The sequence below is a fragment of the Sphaerobacter thermophilus DSM 20745 genome, assembly GCF_000024985.1.
Lineage (GTDB): Bacteria > Chloroflexota > Chloroflexia > Thermomicrobiales > Thermomicrobiaceae > Sphaerobacter > Sphaerobacter thermophilus.
The window spans coordinates 2608897-2624548 of the sequence record NC_013523.1; the positions used below are offsets into that span (position 1 = coordinate 2608897).

A 15652-nucleotide genomic window follows, 5' to 3' on the forward strand; every position below is an offset into this window, starting at 1 on the left:
ACGAGCAGGAACGTAACGGAGATCGCTGCGTTACGCGGGAGGGGCATGGGAAGCTAGACCAATCACTCGAGAGCAGGCGGTCGGTATGGTCCGGGACGGGTGGTTGTGGTTTGCGCCCGGGGGGAAACCCCTGGGATAGGACGCGAAGCCCACTGAAGGGGCTGGACACACGGCGCCTGGCAGGTTGCTGGTTTGAATACGCCTGCATGTGGCCGTCATAGCCCCTTCAGTGGGCTTTTCCTTGTCAGCCCGGGGTGAACCCCGGGCCTGTGCGCCACCGTCGGAGACCCGATTACGTCGTCGGTCTCCATGAGCACCGGCGTGTTAGCCGGTGCTCATGCGTGTCATCGTGGCATGCCTACCCCACGATCCCGGCCAGACGCCGGGCGGACTGGCGCAGGAACCAGACGAGGCGGTTCTGACCACGGGTCAAGTCGGTGCGCAGCAGGTGGTAACGGTCGCTCCCCGGCTCCACCTGGCCGAGTTCGAGCGCGGGCGCCAGCTCCGGCAGCGGTGGGATGCCCCGCGCCGGGTCCTGGCGGAAGCGGCCATCCCGGCTGTAACCCACACTCACAAGGAAGCGCGCCAGCATCCGCTGCGCCGCATTGGCTCGCCGTACCACCGGATCGTCGACCTCGCGGTCCATCAGCCCCTCGGTCTCCTCGTAGAAGCGCTCCAGCGCCTGGCCGAGGTTGCGCGCCGCTTCGAGCGACGGTCGGAAGTCGAAGGCATCACCGGCCGCGGCCTGATAGCGCCGCAGGTGCTCTTCGATCTCGCGCACTGTCGCCCGATAGTCGAGCGGGTAGATCGGCGCGTTGAGGGTGCGCAGCAGTACAGTGGCGTACACGCGCATGTCGCGAAGGAGGTTGTCCCGGTCGGCGATCTCCATCGTGTCGTCCTCAGTGTGCCACGCGATGTTCCCGCCGCAGCCGCCGACCGCGTAGTAGCCCTTCTCGCGCACCAGATCCTCGGGCATGGTCGAGGAGAGCATGAAGTAGGTGGAGATGCCGAGGTTGTTGAACGAGCAGTCCCCGGCGCGCAGTGGGCGTGCGCCGCTCGACTCCTGACCGGTGACGTCCCGGATGGCGGTCTGGCACAGGTCCGCGGCCTCGGCCATCCAGGCGACGTCGCGGTACTCCGTCGCCCAGCGGCACCCGGGGGAGTCGCAGTTGATGTGGGCGACGCAGTTCTCGCTGAGATCCTGGGCGAAGGTGTCGGCGTACCAGGTGGAGCCGGCGTAGCGCCCGTGCGAATGCCCGGACCACCAGGCGATGCGGATGGTGCGCTTGAGCCGGTCGCGATGGCGCTGGAACACCCGCGCGATCTCGAGCAGCGTGGCGTCGCCGGTGGCGTTGTCGCCGATGCCGACGTGCCAGGAATCGAGGTGCCCGTGGAAGAGGACGAACTCGTCCGCCGCCTGGCTCCCCGCGATCTCGGCGACGATGATCGGAATCGGCCGCCAGCTCGTCTCAACCTGATTCGAGAACGCGACCCGCACCGGTCGCTCGCGCAGCGCCTGGAGCAGCGCCTGCCCATCCGGCCGGTTGATGGCCAGCACCGGCACCGGCGGAACCCGGCCGACCGACGTCAGGTCGGGCGAGCCCCAGGCCGTCGTGGTGATGCCCTCGTGGATGCGCTCGCCGGGGTTGATGAAGATGGCGGCGATGGCGCCGGAGCGCTCCAGGTCGAGCCCACGGGCGGCGATGCCGAGCCCCTCGGTGATGACAACCTTGCCGCGCAGGTCCACGTCGTCCGTCCGGCGCGCGGCGCTGAACAGTTCGCCGATGTCGCTGGCCTGGCTGCCCGGCACGTAGACCAGATCGCCCTCGACTTCCTTCCCGTCGGTCGATGGCGAGAAGGAGAAGGTCTTGACCCGGAACTCCCTGCCGTTTTCCCCCAGCGTGCGCAGGGTCGCCGGGCCGGGCAGGCTGATGAGGCAGGTCGGATGGTGGACGGTGTAGGGCACGCCCCAGGCGGAGAGCCGCTCGGTGATGTATTCGACGGCGGCCGCTTCATCGTCGCTGCCGGACAGTCGAACGAGGGTACTGAAGCGCTCGAGGAGCGCCCATGGCTCGTCGAGTGAGATGTCGCGGAGGATCAGTTCCTCCGTTTCGGGGTCACGCCAGGTGGTTTGCATGGTTCGTCCCTTCCCAAGTGAGACCAGCCGTTGGTGACAATGCATCGGCACGCGTCGCGCGCCTGCCACCCTGCCCCGGGAGGGATCGCTCAAGGCCGGCAGGCGTCGCCGGCTTTGTGAAGCACCCGAATGGTAGCTCAGCCGGGCAAGGAAGAAAAAGGCGGGGCCAGGGCGCGCCAGATGCCTGTGATCCGGCGTCGCCGATCAGTCTCACCGTGTCCCCCTGTCCCGCCCGCAACCCTCACCTTGTCAGCCTGCGTCGGCGGCCAGACTCATCCGGTCACCCTTCGTTGTCGGCCCCGCACACCCTGTCCTGCTGCATCGCCGGCCGCCATCACCGTGTCATGCTGAGTGGAGCGAAGGATCTCTAACCGAAGTGGCCGCCCCACCGAGGGGGCCTTCGCCCCGCCCATACCCAGCTTGCACGACAACGTGGGTTTGTGTAGTCTTGCGATCGTGTGAATACGATATTTACAAATCCCGTGGATGGAGCCTGAACATGGGCCGCTCCGACCGTGCCACCAAGATCATCCGCCCCCTGCGGAACGGCCAGATCACGATCCCTGCTGAGTTCCGCCGGGAGTTGGGGATCACCGAGGACAGCATCCTCGAGATCACGCTGGAGGACGACGCGCTCCGCATCACGCCGCTCCAGGTGCGGCGGAGTCCCGGGTCGCAGTGGATCCGGGAGCTCTACGAGCGCTTTGAGCCCGTCCGGCGTGAAGCAGAGGCGATGGACGAGGCTGAGATCAACCGCTCGATCGACGAAGCGGTGCGCGGTTCCCGACGCACGGAGCCGTGATGAGGGTCGTCTTCGACACTGTGGTCTTCGTGCGCGGTCTGATCAACCCGCACGGGCGATGGGGCGAGTTGCTCTTCGAGCACGCCGACCGCTACGTGCTCATCCTCTCGCCGGCCATCGCTGAAGAGATTCTCTCGGTGCTGCGGCGGCCTGAGCTGACCCGCAAGTTCCGGTCGCTCTCGAACATCGGCGTCGCCGATGTCCTCACCCTCCTGGCGCAGGCGGACGTGGTCCAGCCGGCCGAGACCCCGGCGATCTGTCGCGATCCCAATGACGACAAGTTCCTCGCGGCGGCCGTGGCGGGCAATGCCGACTATCTTGTCTCCGAGGATGCCGACCTGCTCGTCTTGGGGGAGAATCAAGGGATCCCGATCGTCACCGCGTCCGCGTTTCTTCGCATCCTCCAGGAAAACAACGAGCGATAAGGGTACGTGGCTCCGTCATCGCAGCCGGACACGCATGATGCGCGGGCCGCGGTCTTCGTCGAGGGTGAACCAGACCTCGTCGTCGACGACCCAGAGAGGGTAGGAGGCCGCGGTGGCAGGTCCGGTGAGCGGGACGGTCGTGCGGCCGTCAGCGGTGAGGAGCAGTACCCGGTCGTCGAGCGCCGCCGCAAGCCAGCGGCCGTCCGGTGACCAGGCCATCCCCTCTGCGGCCTCGCCGCGCGCCGCCTCCAGGGCCTGGGTCACGTCGTGGGCGGGCGCAAGGTGGAGTGAGTCGGCCGCGGCGCCCCCGGTGCCGAAGTGGCGGACCCGGTAGGCGAGCCACGCGCCGTCAGGCGCCGCGGCAAGGTCGGTCACGGCGACGCCGCGGTCCGCCCCGTGCGCGCGGAGGGTGAGGACCGGCGTGGGTTCGGCATCGCGCAAGGTGACGCGGTAGAGCGTCACCCGCTGCGGCAGCCCCTCTCGCCACGCCTCGGGCACGGCGTAGACGAGCGTCCCGGCGTCGGTCCAGGTTGCGACCGGGGGCACCCGACCGTCGGCCTGCGTGGCGCCGGGCCAGTGGGCGACCTCGCGCGGCGGCAGATCCCACCCGGCCAGCCACAGCGCGACGTTGCCGTCCGCCTCGTCGACCACGAAGAAGGCGACGGTCCGACCGTCGGGCGCGGCCAGGGGATGCGCGTAGCGCCGGGTCTGGTCGTCGCCGATGCCGGCCGGGTCGAAGCGTTGGTATTCGACCGCCTCGAAGCCCGGCGTCTGGGCCAGCAGCGGGGGCGCGGGGTAGAGTGCCAGCCGGCTTGGCCCGTCTGGGGAGCCCGGTGTCGCGGATGCCACGCCGAGCAGTGCCGGTTCTGAGCCGAACCAATTGAGGTCGGTGGCGCCGTCCAGCCACCACTCGGGCTGCCCGCTGCGGCTGCGCACGACCGACCGGTCGCCGCCTTGCAGGATCAGGGTGTAGCTGTCCGGGCCGGGGCGGCTCACCGGGCCGGTCCGCAGCGTCGACGGAAGTCCCGGCACCGGCTCCGGCGACAGCGGCACGACCGCATCGGGCGTCGGGGTGGGTGACGGCTGGGACGGGATCGCTCCGGGCGGCAGCCAGCGCACCGGCAGCCCGCCGAACCCGGTCAGTGACGCCGCGACGACCCACTCAGTGCCGTCCGGCTCCAGGGCTGCGAGGGTCGGAACGTGGTACGGCTCGGCGTCCGGGGCGCTCGGGTCGCCCGGCAGGTAGAAGCGGCGTTCCCCGGCGAGGAGGAGTGTCCGGCCGTCGGGCGACCAGACCGCCGCGCTGCCGCTCAAGTCAACTTCCGCGACCTGCTGCGCCATGCCTCCCTCCGGCCCCGTCACCCAGAGGCTGACCGGGGTGCGTGGACCGCCGGCAACAACATCGAACAGCCGGTAGAGCACCCGCTGCCCGTCGGGCGACACGTTGACCGGTTCGGCCTGACTGTTGCCGCCGACGCGCGTCAGGTACCGCACCGTGCCGTCGCGGTGTAGCGCCGCCACGTCGATGCGCTGAACGAACCGCGGCTCACGCTGCGTCCACTCCCCACCTGGCGGGGTTACCGCGTCGTCGCTCAGCAGGCTGAGATAGACCCGGCTGCTGTCCGGTGCCCAGATTGCCGCGCCGGTGAAGCGGTAGTCAATCCGCGCGATCGGCTCGCCGAGCCCGTCCGGGCCGACCGGGCGCAGCTCCACCGTGCGCCCGGGCCAATAGGGCTGGTGCGGCAGAACGAGCAGCACCAGCGTGCCGTCCGGCGAGGCGGAGGCCGCCGTCACCGGCCCCTGGTAGACCACGCGCTGGTCACCGGTCGTGATGTCGAGGACGATCAGCCGGTTATTTTGATCGCCACCCGGCCCGCCGCTGGAGTACTCCACCCCAAGGATCGCCGTCTCCCCGAGCCAGCCGACCGGGGACGAGCGCTGCTGCGACCGCGGCCAGTTCCAGATCCGCACCTGCCGGCGCCCGATGTCGCTCACCTCCAGCGCGTTCGTGGTCGGTGTCCAGTGGGCGACGTACCGCCCGCTGTGGGACACGATCCAGGAGCTGAGGACGTTGGGGTCGCCGACGCTGACCGGCACCCGCTGCCTGGTTTCCAGGTCGAGCGCCTCGACGCCCCGCAGCGTCCGGAGCAGTAGCCAGCCCTCGAGTGCCGGCCTCGCCGGGCTTGTCACGAGCGGCACTGGTGTGCCCTCCGGCCCGCCCGCCAGCCCCAGCCGCCCGGCCACCAGCGCCGCCCCGAGGAGCACGACGAGGAGCACCCCCGCCGCAACCATCCCGGCCGGGCCGAGCGTCCGGCGTGCCGGGGGGAGTGCGGGCAATGCAGCGCGGGCCTGCTCGATAGCCGCCAGGAGGGCATCGTCGACCCGTTCACTCCCCTCCAATGCCGCGCGGCAAGCGGCGCAGCCGCCCGCGTGGGCCAGAAGCGTCGCCCGCTCGATCAGCGGCAAGGCCGCGTCCCGCTCCCGGCCGACGAGAGCGGCGAACTCCGCACACGGCCGCGGGATGGTCGGCTCGACTGCGCGGCGGGCACGCAGCAGGTCGAGTCCTACCTCGTCCGCCGGGATCTGGAAGATGCCTGCGAGCCGGTCGACCGGGAGGTCGAGCCCCAGGTGCAGCGCGAGCGCCAGCGCCGCCCGCGCTGGCAGGTCGCGCCGTGGTGCCAGTGGGCGGTCCTGTTTCGCTCCGGCCGACCCCCTGCGCAGCCAGCCCCGCGCGGCCTCCCAGCGCAGGCGTGGCAGCAGGCGTCCCAGCGCCCGGTCGTCACCGCCACGCGCCGCGCTCGCAGCCACTCGGTCGGCCGGGGCGTCGTCGAGCAGCAGGCGCAGCGCTGCCCTCAGCGACCCGGCGTCATGAGCCGTCGATGGGATAGTGTGGTCGCCGGAGGGGTGCGTCGTCTCTGCCATGCTGCTCCCACCGGTGCACCGGAGTTCTCGCCTGCTCGATAGCCGTCATCCTACCACCGCGCCACCACCCGGAGGGTGCGGGCAGGCGGACCCGCACCCTGCTACAGTTCCTACAGGTCGGGGCTGCGACTGGATGGTGAGGGAATGGTGCTGGAGGAGACGACGCTGCTACTGCCGGAGGCCACGCGGGAGGACGTTGCCGCGTTCTTCGAGCCGCGCGCGGCCGCGATCGACGCCGGGGCCGAGGACATCCGCGAGGGGCTGGTCTGGCTGCACCAGCGGCTGCTCCGGGAGGATGCGAGCCCGTCCCTCCCGGATGTGGGCGCCGCCATCGCGACGGTCGCCTGGTCCGACATGAGCTCGGCCTTCTCACTCTGGAGCCACCGCGCGGTGGTCGAGTACCTGACGCCGCTCCCCGCCGGCTCGTTCCTCGCCGAGACAGTAGCGCCGCGCCTGCACCGGGTAGCGATCCTTGGCTCGACCGCGCTCGCCCCCGCCATTGCCTACACCCTGGAGCAGGTACCGTTGCCGGTGACGGCTCGGCGGGAGGGAAGCTCACTGATCCTCGACGGGCGCATCGCCTGGGCTTCGAACCTCTTCCCGCCGGACTTCGTGCTGGTAACGGTCGTCGCCGGGCCGGACGGCACGCCCTGCGTCGTCGCCATCCCCGGCGACGCCCCCGGCCTCCAGGTCGCGCCCGAGCCGCCGCTTCTCGCACTCAAGGCGACCGGCAGCTCCTCGGTGACGCTGGACCAGACGCCCATCGGGGAGGAGTGGGTCATCAGCCACGACCTCCCCGGCTTCATGCGCCGCGTGCGGCCGGTGCTGCTCCTGCTGCAGTCCTGCTTCTCTTGGGGACTCGCCGCCCGGTCGCTGTCCGAGGCCCGCGCCCACCTGCGCGGTGCCACCCAGATCTTCCTGCCGGAGATTGACGCGATGGAGGAGCGCCTCGCCCGCCTGGGCCGCGAGATCGCGCGGGCGCTGGCGGACCGCGGGCAATCGCTCGGCATGCGCGGGGTTGTGCAGACCCGGCTTGACATCGCCCGGCTCGCCGCCGCCGCAGTGGCGACCGAGGCCAAGGTCCTCGGCGGCCGCGGCTTCCTCGCCACCAGCGGCACCGCCCGCCGCCTCCGCGAAGCCGCCTTCCTCCCCATCCAATCGCCGACCGAGGCGCAACTGCTGACGGAACTGTCCCGTGGCGCGTGACTCCGGTCGGCGCGAGAGATCCGTTCCCCCTCACCCCCCGACCCCTCTCGGACGGAGCCCACAAGGGGAGAGGGGGAGGTCATGTGGGCGGCCCGCCCGGTGCTCATTCAGGTGGCTCCCCTCTCCTAACGTTGAGAGAGGGGTTGGGGGTGAGGGCCGTTCCTGTTAGCCGGACCCGTCGGACGGGGTCGGGCTGGGCATGCCGGGAGGCGGCCCGACCCCGGTCGTGAGGTCGATGGTCAGTTCCCACGGACCCATGAGCGGGTCTGCCTCGTCGCTTGTGATTCTGCCCCACCACCATGGGATCGACAGGTGCAGCGTCCCTTTCTCGGGGAGGTTCACCAGGCGAATCGGCCTGTCCTGTACTCCGGCACCTCGAACCTCCCCCTGGCCGATGACGGTGACCGGCTCGCCGTCCACCGTCGCGGAGATGGCCGGGCTGATGCCGTGATGCCAGAGAATCGGCGCGTTTTGGATGTCCGCAAGCGAGTCTCCGTTGTCCGGGAGCATTGGGGTCACGGCACCCGGGTCCAGCACGGTCGTGCGCAGGGTCAGGGTGCTCACCGCGACGCCGCGGCGTAGCTCCGCGGCCTCGATTGTGACCCCGTTGGCCGTCGCGCTCCCGTGGGCTGGCCGAGGTTCCGGCAGGTCCGCGAGCGGCGAGAGATCGACGGTGATCGAGGTCATCGCGGGCGTCACCGGCACGCGGGACGCCGTCCCCGGGGCGACCATATTCGGGTCAATGTTGGGCTGCATCACAATGCGGACCTCGCGAGTGGCGGGGTCGAGCCCGGCGAACGACTCCCACCGTGTGCCCGGCAGTCGACCGTCTCCCGGCAGGCGACCGTCTGCGTCCATGTCAAGGTATGCAGCCAGCATCCCGTCGGATAGGAGGCCGACCGGGAGCCCGCGCTCGTCCAACAGGGTGATCTCGGCAAGCTCCGGCGGGTCGGCGGTGAACCCGAGGTAGGTCGCGTCCCGGTCCACAGCTAGCCAGTGGAGCGTGATCGTCCCAGAGCGCATCGGTGCGTCGCCGCCGATCTCGAACGTCTGCTCAATGTCGAATACCAGTCCGGCCTCGCGCAGGGTCGCCAGCACCGGTTCGATCGCTTCCAGACCGGGCAGGTGGACCTCCTCGGCAATGTCGGCCGGGACGAAGGTGAAGCGCCATTCGCCGGGGAACTCCCGCTCCGTGCCGTCCGGTTGGCGGAACACGAGACGGGTGATGGTGATGCTCACCGGCTGGTCCGGCTCTCGCAGCATCCGGAGGGACAGCCCGACGCTGTACCCGGTGACGATCGTGTCCCACCTGCCGCCTTCTCGGGTGGACTCTGCCACAGGGACGACCCACTTCGGCTTCCCCAACGGGTCCGCCAACCCGTCGAGGTGGCCGTCGCTCCCGGACCGCCAGCCGACGAACTCGCCCAGCGACTTCAGGTCCGGCATCGCCTCGGGGTCGGTCGGCTCGATCATGAGTGCAAGCAGCAACCGATCGCCGTCGCGGCCCTGGGAACTGAGGCTGATCGTAAAGTCGCGCGAGGTCGCCACCAGGGTCGATGCTCCACCCGGCTCGGCACCCTGCCCCTCGCCGCGTCCCTGGAGCACCACCACCAGCAGCCCGGCCACGGCGACGAGGACCACGGCCGCGGCCGCCATCCCCGCGCTCTCGCGCAGCCAGCTACGCCGGGGCGTCTCTGCCCGGTCGGCCGCTGCGGGTCGTTCGGGCGGCAGGTCGTATCCTCCCGGTGCATCCGCGGTCGGCAGCGGTCCGCTGGATCGCTCCACGCACGCCTCGGCCTCTGTCTCCAACTGCCGTCCGAGTCGCGCCAGGAATGCAGGGGTGGGTGCAGGAGTATCGTCGCGGTCGTGGATTGCGCGCACGGCCGCTGCGATCGCCGGGTCGAGCGCGCCGTCGTCACTGTGCTCACGCGCGGCCACCGCGTCCCAGTAGCGGTCGAGTGCGTCCAGCGTCTCGCGTTCGAGCTCATCGCGGTTCAGTCGCATTGTGCGCCTCCGCGCTGCGTGCCGTGGGCAAGGACATCCCGCAACCGCTGCGCGGCGCGGTACTGGAGCGCCCGCACGCTGCCGTGGCTCCGCCCGAGCACCTGGGCGATCTCCGCCCCGTTCAGCCCGGCCAGGCGCAGTTCGACGACCTCCCGCTGCTCCTGCGAGAGCGCCGCCAGCAGCGCCCGCACCCCGCGGTGCGACTCCGCGTGCAGCATGACCTCCTCCGGCGTCGGGCCGGGGTCGACCGGGTCCCGGGCCGTCTCCGGCAGGCGCTCGGTCCGTCGCTCACGGTAGACGTCAGTGACCACGTTGCGGGCGATCGTGAAGAGCCAGGCGCGGAACGACCCGCTCTGATAGCCCGGCAGCGCAGCCAGTGCGTTGAGGAAGACCTGGCTGGTGGCATCCTCGGCGGCCTCCGGCTCGCCCAGGCGGCGGTAGCAGAACCGGTAGACCGGATCGGCATAGCGCGCGTAGAGCGGGGCGAAGGCGCGCGGGTCACGCCGCGCCTGCTCCACCAGCGCCTCCTCCTCGGCCGCTTCCCCCGGTGTCACACCCTCGCCCGAGTGATCACGCAGGATGTTCAATCCTCTGCTCCAGAGCAATCGCGCACGATCCGCTCGACCTCGTGAACGGACGAGCTCGACAAAGTGTTACGGGTACGAGGATTCCCGTATCACGAGGGATGGATCGTGATAGTGTTCTTGGGATACGAGAGCGGGAACGGGACAGAAGCGCAGAGGGTGGCAGCTCGTACGCGGCCGGGTGGTGTGAGTGTCCGAGTACCGTGGTCGGAGGTCCGGGGTAGGTGGTGCGAGGATCCCCGGCCGTGGCATGTGCCCGGGGATAAATCCCCGGGCTGACACGGAGAAGTCCACTGAAGGGACTGGAGATTCTGAACCCCGCGGGCTGCCGGATCGGCTCTGCCCGGGCGTAGCCATCACAGCCCCTTTAGTGGGCTTACCCATTAATCAGCCCGGGGGTTTACCCCCGGGCAGCGACTGGATGGCCGGAACCTAATGCCGAGATGTGACCTCGATTCTTCCCAGCCGGCTTCAGCCGGCTTCGCCTTGTCAGCCCGGGGGTTTACCCCCGGGCACGCACCGCCGAACGGGGATCGTTACACCATCCATCCTGGGCACTAACCGCACGGGGATCGTTACACCATCCATCCTGGGCACTAACCGCACGGGGATCCTTACACCACCTACCCTGAGCACCGATCACAGCGCCAGACTCTCCGCCCACGCGGTTGAGGGCGCCTGGTCCATGCCCGCACCGTCTCCGGAGCCCCGATTGATTCAGAACGTCCGCCCCAGGATCTGGTCCCAGGGCTGGGGGGCGGCGACGCGGATGACCTCGTCCTCGCGGTCGCGCAGGTAGAGGTAGAGGTGGGCGAAGAATTCCTCGTCCGGGATCGGGTAGGTGGGGTTGATGCACAGGTAGGAGAAGGGCCAGGGAGCACGCACGCCGGGGGCGCAGCGAACTTCGACCCGGCGCCCGATGCGGATACGATAGGTGACCCCCGGGAACCGTTTGGAGGGGATGTCGAGATAGCCCTGCCGCTGCGCTTGCTCCCACAGCGCGTCGCCCAGGGTGAGGCGGGCGACCTCACGCGCGTTGGTGCGCGCCTGGCGGTAATCCTCCCGGCGGAAGTCCGGCCCGGCGCTGCGCTTGGCCACATGATGCCAGCGACGAGTCCAGGGTAACTCCAGCGGTACGTCGGCCGAATCGCGCACGCTCTCGCGACCGTGGAGGAAGTCGAGGAAGCGGTCGAGCAGGTTCATGTGGCACCTCGTCGTCGGTCACCGGCATCCATCAAGCGGGGCTGCCGTCGGGGCGACCCGCTGGGTGGTCGTGGCTCCATGTCCGGCCTGCATCCCGGACCCCGTCCATGCCGGGATCGGGGCCCGGGACACAGCCACATCTACCCGCCTGCAATCGGCGCGATGATCTGATACTCCTCAACGGTCGGATCGAACGGCGCGTCGTCGAGCACGTGCTGGTCGCCGACCTTGCGGGACACCCGACAGCCGCGCTGGCGGGCATCACGGATGATGCGCTCGGCTTCTTCGATCGCGGAGCGGGACTCCTCCGTGTCGACCGCCGGGTCCCATTCGATAATCTGGTGGCCGCGCCTGTTGGCAACGATCAAGCGTGCCATGCGATCCTCCTTGCGTTCGGTGCGCCGGCGCACACCGGTGACTACGGGTCATGCACCTTCCCTGCATTCCGCGTGCCAAAAGCCGCTACGACAGTGGAGCTGGATCCTGCCGGTTTCGCCCAGGAGCACGGGGACGGGAGCCGGCACGATACCGGCAGTCCTTCGGTGGCTCGCCAAGGCAGGACTTTCGCAACTTGACGGGCTTCGTGCTGGCGACGTAAGTTTAGTCAACACGTGTGATGATCCTGTCACCTCGGACAGGTGGGTTGCCGGGCAGGCGCAATCCCGGTGACGCGGCCGGGAGCACCCCAGCCATGGAGACCTTCTTCCTCATCTGCTTCATCTTCGGTGCCCTGTTCACCGTTGCCTCGCTGATCCTCGGAGCCGCTGATATCGCGATCCATCTTCCCGACGGTGGGGCCGACTCCGGACTAGGGCACGATGCGGGCGGCCACGGTGCCGATGGCCACCACCTCCCGGTGCTGAACCTCTCGTCGCTCCTTGCTTTCCTCACCTGGTTCGGTGCTGCCGGGTTCCTCTTGCTCCGCTTCGCCGGCTGGACGCTCCTGCTGGCACTGCCGGCGGCGATCCTCACCGGGGTCGCGGGGGCGCTGATTGTCGCCCGCTTTCTCCACGCGGTCATCGCCAGCGAGCGGGTGATGGACCCGCGCGACTACGCGCTCGAGGGGACCATGGCGCGAGTGAGCGTGCGGATTCCCGAGTCAGGAGTCGGAGAGATCATCTTCTCGCTCGGCGGCGTGCGTCGCAGCGAGGCGGCCCGCAGCGTCTCCGGCCGCGAGATCCCGCGCGGGACCGAGGTCGTCATCCTCAGCTACGAGCGGGGCATCGCGACCGTGCAGCCCTATGACGAACTCCTGACCAGTGGACGACCTGAGGAGGTAGAGGACGGTTCTGCCCCCGCGCTGCGCGACCAGAGCGGGACCATAGCGAAGGAGTGATCGCATGGCAACGGTAGCCATTACCATCGCGGTCGTGGCCGTCATCACCGTCCTGCTCATCATGGTGGTGATCGGCACGATGTACCGGCGTGTCAGCCCGAACCGTGCCCTGATCGTCTACGGTGCAGGCGGTACCCGGATCGTCACCGGCGGCGGCAAGCTCGTCTGGCCCCTGTTCCAGAGCTACCAAGAGCTGTCGCTCGAGTTGATGTCGTTCGACGTCGCGCCCTCCCAGGATCTCTACACCTCGCAGGGTGTGGCGGTGAACGTCGAAGCGGTGGCGCAGATCAAGGTCAAGTCCGACCCCGAGAGCATCCGCACCGCCGCCGAGCAGTTCCTGACCAAGACGCAGCAGGAGCGCGAGGCGCTGATCCGGCTGGTGATGGAGGGACACCTGCGCGGCATCGTCGGCCTGCTCACGGTTGAGCAGATCGTGAAGGAGCCGGAGATGGTCGCCGGTCGGGTGCGGCAGACCGTTGCCGACGACCTGAGCAAGATGGGTCTGGAGGTCGTCTCCTTCACCATCAAGAAGGTGATGGACGACCAGGACTACATCGCCAACATGGGTCGGCCCGACGTGGCCCGCATCAAGCGCGAGGCGGACATCGCCCAGGCTGAGGCGGAGCGCGACACCGCCATCAAGCGAGCGATGGCCATGCGCGAGGCCGCCATTGCCCAGGCCCAGGCCGATCAGGAGCGAGTCGTGGCGCAGACGGCCTCCGAGGCGCGTCAGGCCGAAGCCCAGCGCGACCTGGAGATCAAGCGGGCCGAGTACGAGGCCGACGTCCGGCGCCAGCGGGCGCTTGCCGAGAAGGCGTACGACATCGCGGCCAACCAGGCGCAGCAGCAGGTCGTCGCCGAGCAGGTCCGGATCGAACAGGTTCAGCGGCAGGAGATGATCAAGGTCCAGGAGCTGGAGGTTCAGCGGCGCGAGCGCGAGCTGGAGGCGACGCTGATCAAGCAGGCTGATGCCGAGCGGCGCCGCATCGAGCTGCTGGCCGAGGCGGAGCGGGAGCGCCGCATTCGCGAAGCGACCGGTGCCGCCGAGGCGATCCGGCTGGAAGGGCTCGCCGAGGCCGAGATCATCCGCGCCAAGGGGCAGGCCGAGGCGGACGCGATGCACCTGCGCGCCGCCGCGTTCCAGGAGTACAATCAGGCCGCGGTGCTCGACAAGCTCCTCACCAGCATGCCGGAGCTGGCGCAGGCCTTTGCTCAGTCGCTGGCCGGGGTCGACAAGGTCACAATCGTCTCGACTGGCGACGGCCACAACGGGATCAGCTCCATCACCGGCGAGCTGGCCAAGATGATCGCCCAGGTGCCGGAGCTGTTCGAGACGCTGACCGGGCAGAGCGTCGTCGAGTTGCTGTCGCGGCTGCGCAGCATCGAGGAGGCCAACCCGGCCACGTTCCCGCACAACAACGCTCCCGTACCGGCCAACCCCGTGGACGACACCGAGCCGCCCGCGCCCCCGACGCCCGGTGGCGAGTCGTAGGCGAGGGTTACCCCTCACCCCCTGGCCCCCGCTCCCACAAGGGGAGAGGGGGAACTTCATGCGTCACGCGCCATACTCCCCTCTCCCAACGTTGGGAGAGGGGTTGGGGGTGAGGGCCGTTCTCGATGACAACGCCAAGAAGCGGCGGCCACGACCGCCGCACTCCACGTGCGCAGCGTCAGTCCGACGCCAGCAGGGCGAACAAGCGCACCATGGCGGCCTGGTGCAGGAGTTCCGGCGGTCGGCCGGGGTCGAAGGTGAACAGGGTGGTCTCCCTGTCGCGCTGGTTCGCCCACGTCCGCTCGGCGTAGTCCCGCAAGGTGCGCCGGTAGCGCGGGTCCGCCGCTACCGCGTCGAGGAGCAGCAGGTTCTCAAAGAAGATGGCGTTGAAGGCAGGCCGCTGGGCATCCAGCCGGTCGTCGCGCGCGTAGTACTCGAGCGCCGCGGCAGCGGTCTCCTGCGCCTCCTCCAGGTAGCGCGCCTCCCCGGTCGCGCGGTGGAGCAACACCCCGGCGCCGATCATCGTGCCTTGGTTGTAGCTCCAGTACGTCTCCTCGATCTTCCCCGCCGGGTCGATGTGGTCCCAGTAGAGCCCCTCCGGGGAGCGGAGGGTGGAGTGCACCCACTCGTACATGCGCCGGGCCCAGTCCAGGTACGTCTCCTCACCGTGGATCTCGTGGAGCCGGAGTGCAAGCAGCGCGCCCGGCGCGGTGGAGACGGTGTTCCGGTCCTGGTTCCACTCTGCGCGCGTCCAGCGCACGCCGCCGGGGGATGCGTGGCTGGAATCGTCGTCCCACCCGGAGATGACGAACTCGAACACGTCCCAGGCGCGCTGGATCGCCGCGGCATCCCAGGTGAGTTGATAGGCGCGGGCGAGCGCCAGCCCCACCCACTCGTTGTCGTCGTAGAACTGATCCCCACCGCCCGCGCGCCAGGAGCGGACGCCCGAGTCGTAGGCGGGCGGGCGCGAGTCGGGGTTCCAGTAGCGCTCCAGCCCGTCGAGCCGGTCGGCCAGATCAGGCAGGTAGCGGTCGCGCACCAGGGGCAGAGCGACGAGATCGACGGTGGCGGCCAGGGCCTGGGAGAACGGCCAGAGGAAGGCAAACCCACCGGGTCCGCCCCCCGGCTCGCGGTACAGCTTGCGGCGTGCATCGTAGAAGTGGCGCTGCATCGCCGTGTAGCAGGCCACTGCCCGATCGAGGGCGGAAGGGGTATCGACATGTGTCATCAGTGCTGGGATCCCATCGTCCGTGCGGCGTTATCCGAGATCGGTGGCACATCGCTCCAGGTGCGCTGCATGAGGGATGCCGCGATGCGCGCGGTGCGCGATGCGGTGGTCGATGCTGTACTCCCAGCATAGCGGGTGAACGTACAGAGGGGAAGGGGGCGTGCTGCGTCATGCGTCATACGTCATCCGTCCCCCTCACCCCCGACCCCTCTCGGACGGAGCCCACCAGGGGAGAGGGGAGCAGAACGGAACACGGAACACGCAACACGCAATACGCAATACGCAGTACGGGTGACGCATCACGCATGACGTA

At 69.5% G+C, this 15652-nt stretch carries 12 protein-coding genes; 5 read left to right on the forward strand and 7 right to left on the reverse strand.

The genetic code is table 11. The features are described 5' to 3' along the window. Positions 1-358: 358 nt before the first annotated feature. Positions 359-2137, reverse strand: coding sequence for a M28 family peptidase (locus tag STHE_RS11775; RefSeq protein WP_012872809.1), 1779 nt, complete (start codon positions 2135-2137; stop codon positions 359-361). A 499-nt stretch (positions 2138-2636) separates the two neighbouring features. Between STHE_RS11775 and STHE_RS11780 the strand changes: the two genes are divergently transcribed. Together STHE_RS11780 and STHE_RS11785 are read left to right on the forward strand one after the other, a co-directional pair. Continuing rightward, on the forward strand, positions 2637-2939 hold the full coding sequence (locus STHE_RS11780) for an AbrB/MazE/SpoVT family DNA-binding domain-containing protein (RefSeq protein ID WP_012872810.1): 303 nt from the start codon (positions 2637-2639) through the stop codon (positions 2937-2939). After that, complete coding sequence (locus STHE_RS11785; protein WP_012872811.1) at positions 2939-3364, forward strand: putative toxin-antitoxin system toxin component, PIN family; 426 nt, start codon at positions 2939-2941, stop codon at positions 3362-3364. The genes STHE_RS11780 and STHE_RS11785 overlap by 1 nt, the downstream gene beginning before the upstream one ends. A 15-nt stretch (positions 3365-3379) precedes the next feature. On the opposite strand, the gene STHE_RS11790 is transcribed toward STHE_RS11785, so the two are convergent. Continuing rightward, a complete protein-coding gene (locus tag STHE_RS11790) occupies positions 3380-6286 on the reverse strand; it encodes a hypothetical protein (RefSeq protein ID WP_012872812.1) in 2907 nt (968 codons plus the stop codon). Between the two features lie 144 nt (positions 6287-6430). Between STHE_RS11790 and STHE_RS11795 the strand changes: the two genes are divergently transcribed. Beyond that, positions 6431-7492, forward strand: coding sequence for an acyl-CoA dehydrogenase family protein (locus STHE_RS11795; RefSeq protein ID WP_012872813.1), 1062 nt, complete (start codon positions 6431-6433; stop codon positions 7490-7492). Between the two features lie 165 nt (positions 7493-7657). Here STHE_RS11795 and STHE_RS11800 read toward each other — a convergent pair whose 3' ends face one another. The 4 genes from STHE_RS11800 to STHE_RS11815 all read right to left on the reverse strand — a co-directional run bounded on the left by STHE_RS11800 (position 7658) and on the right by STHE_RS11815 (position 11660). Then, positions 7658-9496, reverse strand: coding sequence for a hypothetical protein (locus STHE_RS11800; protein ID WP_012872814.1), 1839 nt, complete (start codon positions 9494-9496; stop codon positions 7658-7660). Then, positions 9487-10083, reverse strand: coding sequence for an RNA polymerase sigma factor (locus STHE_RS11805; protein WP_012872815.1), 597 nt, complete (start codon positions 10081-10083; stop codon positions 9487-9489). Before STHE_RS11805 ends, STHE_RS11800 begins: the two co-directional genes overlap by 10 nt. A gap of 714 nt (positions 10084-10797) precedes the next feature. Then, on the reverse strand, positions 10798-11283 hold the full coding sequence (locus tag STHE_RS11810) for a hypothetical protein (RefSeq protein WP_012872816.1): 486 nt from the start codon (positions 11281-11283) through the stop codon (positions 10798-10800). A gap of 140 nt (positions 11284-11423) precedes the next feature. After that, positions 11424-11660 (reverse strand): hypothetical protein, encoded by a 237-nt coding sequence (locus STHE_RS11815; RefSeq protein ID WP_012872817.1) that lies wholly within the window; start codon positions 11658-11660, stop codon positions 11424-11426. Positions 11661-11974: 314 nt separating this feature from the next. Between STHE_RS11815 and STHE_RS11820 the strand changes: the two genes are divergently transcribed. Beyond that, complete coding sequence (locus STHE_RS11820; protein ID WP_012872818.1) at positions 11975-12619, forward strand: NfeD family membrane protein; 645 nt, start codon at positions 11975-11977, stop codon at positions 12617-12619. Positions 12620-12623: 4 nt separating this feature from the next. Continuing rightward, positions 12624-14111 carry a flotillin family protein gene (locus STHE_RS11825; protein ID WP_012872819.1) on the forward strand — a complete coding sequence of 496 codons (1488 nt, stop codon included), beginning with the start codon at positions 12624-12626 and terminating at the stop codon, positions 14109-14111. A 178-nt stretch (positions 14112-14289) separates the two neighbouring features. Here the strand turns inward: STHE_RS11825 and STHE_RS11830 are convergent, their stop codons facing one another. Further along, a complete protein-coding gene (locus tag STHE_RS11830; protein ID WP_012872820.1) occupies positions 14290-15339 on the reverse strand; it encodes a glycoside hydrolase family 76 protein in 1050 nt (349 codons plus the stop codon). Between the last annotated feature and the right edge of the window lie 313 nt (positions 15340-15652).

Coding starts and splice junctions, on each gene's coding strand:
- STHE_RS11775 (WP_012872809.1), bottom strand. CDS start 2,137: ATGCAAACCACCTGGCGTGACCCCGAAACGGAGGAACTGATCCTCCGC.
- STHE_RS11815 (WP_012872817.1), bottom strand. CDS start 11,660: ATGGCACGCTTGATCGTTGCCAACAGGCGCGGCCACCAGATTATCGAA.
- STHE_RS11785 (WP_012872811.1), top strand. CDS start 2,939: ATGAGGGTCGTCTTCGACACTGTGGTCTTCGTGCGCGGTCTGATCAAC.
- STHE_RS11810 (WP_012872816.1), bottom strand. CDS start 11,283: ATGAACCTGCTCGACCGCTTCCTCGACTTCCTCCACGGTCGCGAGAGC.
- STHE_RS11830 (WP_012872820.1), bottom strand. CDS start 15,339: ATGACACATGTCGATACCCCTTCCGCCCTCGATCGGGCAGTGGCCTGC.
- STHE_RS11780 (WP_012872810.1), top strand. CDS start 2,637: ATGGGCCGCTCCGACCGTGCCACCAAGATCATCCGCCCCCTGCGGAAC.
- STHE_RS11825 (WP_012872819.1), top strand. CDS start 12,624: ATGGCAACGGTAGCCATTACCATCGCGGTCGTGGCCGTCATCACCGTC.
- STHE_RS11800 (WP_012872814.1), bottom strand. CDS start 9,496: ATGCGACTGAACCGCGATGAGCTCGAACGCGAGACGCTGGACGCACTC.
- STHE_RS11820 (WP_012872818.1), top strand. CDS start 11,975: ATGGAGACCTTCTTCCTCATCTGCTTCATCTTCGGTGCCCTGTTCACC.
- STHE_RS11790 (WP_012872812.1), bottom strand. CDS start 6,286: ATGGCAGAGACGACGCACCCCTCCGGCGACCACACTATCCCATCGACG.
- STHE_RS11795 (WP_012872813.1), top strand. CDS start 6,431: ATGGTGCTGGAGGAGACGACGCTGCTACTGCCGGAGGCCACGCGGGAG.